5 protein-coding genes are annotated in these 3454 nt (G+C 60.8%); 4 read left to right on the top strand and 1 reads right to left on the bottom strand.

Annotation, left to right across the window (positions count from 1 at the left end):
* The 4 genes from VXJ24_RS11410 to VXJ24_RS11395 all read left to right on the top strand — a co-directional run.
* Positions 1-299: IS3 family transposase (locus VXJ24_RS11410; RefSeq protein ID WP_330973046.1), on the top strand; the 299-nt coding region annotated here is incomplete at its 5' end.
* Between the two features lie 53 nt (positions 300-352).
* The gene (locus tag VXJ24_RS11405; protein ID WP_330973045.1) at positions 353-655 is read left to right on the top strand and encodes a YhbY family RNA-binding protein; all 303 of its coding nucleotides are present in this window, start codon (positions 353-355) and stop codon (positions 653-655) included.
* Between the two features lie 293 nt (positions 656-948).
* A complete protein-coding gene (gene folP / locus VXJ24_RS11400) occupies positions 949-2127 on the top strand; it encodes a dihydropteroate synthase (protein WP_330973044.1) in 1179 nt (392 codons plus the stop codon).
* Complete coding sequence (locus VXJ24_RS11395) at positions 2127-2669, top strand: YbhB/YbcL family Raf kinase inhibitor-like protein (protein WP_330973043.1); 543 nt, start codon at positions 2127-2129, stop codon at positions 2667-2669. Before folP ends, VXJ24_RS11395 begins: the two co-directional genes overlap by 1 nt.
* A 77-nt stretch (positions 2670-2746) precedes the next feature.
* On the opposite strand, the gene VXJ24_RS11390 is transcribed toward VXJ24_RS11395, so the two are convergent.
* Entirely contained in the window at positions 2747-3112 is a 366-nt protein-coding gene (locus VXJ24_RS11390; RefSeq protein ID WP_330973042.1) for a 4'-phosphopantetheinyl transferase superfamily protein, read from the bottom strand.
* Between the last annotated feature and the right edge of the window lie 342 nt (positions 3113-3454).

The raw sequence follows: 3454 nt of genomic DNA, 5'->3' as shown, positions 1-3454 counted from the left end.
CCTCAGCTTCCTCGAATCCCTGTAGCGCGATGCATTATGTGCTGGGCGCCGGATGGCCGGGCCCCTCCGCCTGCCGTCCGGCACCCACTCGGCACATAATCGCATCCAGCGCATTAGAGGGGTTCTTCGGCACGCTCAAGTGCGACTTCTTCGAGGGAAGGGACTGGACGGGCGTGGGCTTCGAGGAGTTCGCCGCCGCGCTCGACCGCTACATCGAGTGGTACCGTGGCGGGAAGCTCAAGAAGGCGCTGGGATGGAGGACGATCCGGCAGGCCCGCGAGGAGCTCGCGGGGGCGTAGCCGGAACAGTCCGAAAAAACGTCCGAGGTCCCTAGAGGCATGGAGGAACAGAAATGGGGATAACTGGACGCCAGATCAGGCAGCTCCGCGGGCTTGCAAACTATCTTGAGGCAACCGTCACGATCGGCAAGGCAGGCATCGTCGACTCCGTCGACAATTTCGCAGACAACACCCTCGAGGCGCATGAGCTCATAAAGGGCTCGATCCTCGGCAATTCGGGACTTGACACCCGCGAGGCAGCAATCGCACTCTCCCGTATCACGCATTCCGCGCTCGTCCAGGTCATCGGCCACAAGTTCGTGCTCTGCCGTCCCTCGAAGCGCGACGATATCGAGCACATCGAGCTCGTCAAGTAGCATCGCCCATCATCGAATGATGCAGGCCCCCGCACAGGTTCAAAGCAGATTCTGTGCTGGGGCCTTTGCTGTTGGAAAAGGGACCGAAAGGCCGCATGGCGTCTTCGCCGTCTCTGCTCCTTGCCAGTGCTTTCGCAACCAGAGCCACCATTGCAACAGACAGCAGCCAGATGCACGGCTGCAATGCCGGTCGGTCCCCGCTATACTCGATATGTCGGGTCTACCGCGCCCGACCGGCTGAAGCCGCGCATACATGGCACGGGGCGGTCCGTCCGCAACTGGAAGGGACCATCATGCCTGCAGCACCCATCTGGCAATGCTCATCCACAACTCTCGACCTCTCCCGGCCGTGTATCATGGGCATCTTGAATGTCACGCCGGATTCGTTCTCCGATGGCGGAGACCACAACACGCCCGAAGCAGCTATAGCAGCCGCCTCTGCCATGCTCTCAGAGGGTGCAGACCTGATCGACGTGGGCGGCGAATCAACCCGTCCCGGTTTCAAGCCTGTCGATCCTGAAGAGGAATTCTGTCGTCTCGAGCCCGTCGTCAGCTGGCTGATCAAGGAAGGCGTGCTCGTGTCGGTCGATACCCGCCATGTTGCCGTCGCTGCACGTTGCATCGATCTGGGCGCTCAGATCGTGAATGATGTGACCGGCTTCTCGGATCCGGCGATGGTCGCTGTTGCGGAAGGAAGCGACTGTGGCTGCGTCGTAATGCATGCAGGCCCCGTCTCCGGTGCCGCCACCAAGGATTCCGCCATCCAGGCAAAAGAGGGCGCAGACGACCTTGCTGCACTGATGGAGAGCGCCTCTGCAGGCAGCCGCAGCTGGGAGGAGGCCGCGACGCATCCGCTCCTGCCAGAAGCTGCCCCTTTGGTTGATGCGCTTGAAGGGTATCTCTTGGACCGCGCCCATGAGCTGGAGCGCCACGGCGTCGCACGCGAACGCATCTGCCTCGATCCAGGCGCTGGCTTCGGGAAGAGTCCCGAAGACAATATCGTGATCCTCCGCCATACGGCACATCTGGCAGATCTTGGCTATCCGGTGATGTGCGCTGTCTCGAGGAAGCGCTTCGTGGGGACGCTCAGCGGGACGGACCAGGCAAAGGAGCGCGACGAGGCTACCATCGGCGTCACCTTGGCTGCTGTCGCGCAGGGTGCCCGTGTGCTCAGGGTGCATGAGGTGAGAGGCATGGCAGAGGCGCTCGATGGCTTCTGGCCGGTAGCAAGCGACTGTACGATGCAGGTGGACATCGCAATCGATCTGGGAGGCTGTGACGTGTATGAGGTTGCATCGTCCATCGATCATATGCCGCTCACCCGTCTCGCAGGAAAACCAGCCGCTGACGGCCATATCTCTGCCATCACCGCTCTCAGCCTGATACCATTCAGACATGCCCTTGCCGCTGCTTTGGCACCGACAGGAGCAGCAATCAGGACGATTGCACCCCTGAGGCAGGAACTGCATTGATGGAAACAGCGATGGAAATCAAGGTCCAGCTCGACGGAGACGAGTTGATTCCCGACCACTATGCGAAGCATGCGGATGCCCAGCATCTCTATCACGGGATGCCGACGACGTCGTTTCCCTTCGAGGTGACCGGCATACCAGAAGACGCAGAATCGCTCGCAGTGACATTCACGGACTATGATTCGATTCCCGTCTGCGGCTTCACCTGGATCCACTGGACGGCAGCGGGCATCGATGCCTCCTTTGCAAAGGACGGCGTGCTCGCTTTCCCGGAGGACGCCTCGAACCAGCAGGCTTTCGGCATGGTCCAGGGAATGAACTCCTCCGCATCGCGTCTCGGTGGGTCAAGCAGGGATCCTCTTATGATGTGCAGATACAACGGACCGCAGCCACCCGACACGGCCCATGTCTATACCTTGAGGGCCTATGCGCTCGACATCATGCCTGATCTCAAGGAAGGCTTCCTCCTGAACGAGCTCGTCCGAATCCTGCGTGCCCACATCATTAGCTGGGCTGAGGCAAATCTCCCTGCGCGCTCATAAGCGAGGGTTCTGCAATCTCATCCCCCGGCTGCTTCTCAGCTCGCTTCTGCAGAGGCAGCCGGGGGATTTCTGCACCTTTAGCCCCTGAGGCGAGAGATCGCCTCGGTCATATCCCGCATATGCACGGCAAGCTCAGGAGCCTCATGTGCGGCGCAAGCGATGGCGTGGTCGGATACCACGCAGCGGGAGCACTCCCAGCTCTCTGGGAGTCTCCCGCCCCGCACATTGAAGGAGAAACCGCGGCCATCAGCCTTGATGATGCTCTCGACATGGGTCCAGGCATAGGCGAAGGCAAGTGGCACATTGGATGAGGCTTCGACAGCAGCTATCCCTTCGTGAGAAAGGATGCCACGCAAGGCATCGCGGGTGAGCTTCGTGTAGGCTTCGGGAATCTCCTCGATGTCGACGCCGATCGGGGTGGCTGCCGTGGCAAGAACGGCCATCCCATCGTCGTGGCTGATGCTGATATGGGGAGAGCCTGAGGAAAGCTCAGGCTTGCCCTCGGGGCCGATCGCAAGGTCATCATCCTGGGAGATGCCGAGGATATCGGCGAGAAGCAGTCCTGCTGCGAACTCGCCGATTTTGGAATGCTCAGGCGCCTTCGTGGTCGCCTTCTCGCGATAGCGCGGAACCAGGAGATCGACAGATCGCTCCCAATCTGATGGAATGGCTGAGTACCTCCGGCATAGTTAGGCTCCCTGAACTGCAAACGGCTTAGGCAAGCTCGCAGGAAGCTTCGGCTGGACCGTGGCCGTGGCTGCGATGCCGGAGAGCGGGACATGCAT

The sequence above is a fragment of the Olsenella kribbiana genome, from assembly GCF_036408795.1.
Taxonomy (GTDB): domain Bacteria; phylum Actinomycetota; class Coriobacteriia; order Coriobacteriales; family Atopobiaceae; genus Olsenella_L; species Olsenella_L kribbiana.
Note: the sequence above shows the minus strand (reverse complement) of the source record. Positions and strands in the feature narration are given on the sequence as shown.

What these genes read in the sequence shown, in the direction of transcription:
- VXJ24_RS11405 (WP_330973045.1), top strand. Translation starts at nt 353, where the DNA reads ATGGGGATAACTGGACGCCAGATCAGGCAGCTCCGCGGGCTTGCAAAC.
- folP (WP_330973044.1), top strand. Translation starts at nt 949, where the DNA reads ATGCCTGCAGCACCCATCTGGCAATGCTCATCCACAACTCTCGACCTC.
- VXJ24_RS11395 (WP_330973043.1), top strand. Translation starts at nt 2,127, where the DNA reads ATGGAAACAGCGATGGAAATCAAGGTCCAGCTCGACGGAGACGAGTTG.
- VXJ24_RS11390 (WP_330973042.1), bottom strand. Translation starts at nt 3,112, where the DNA reads ATGGCCGTTCTTGCCACGGCAGCCACCCCGATCGGCGTCGACATCGAG.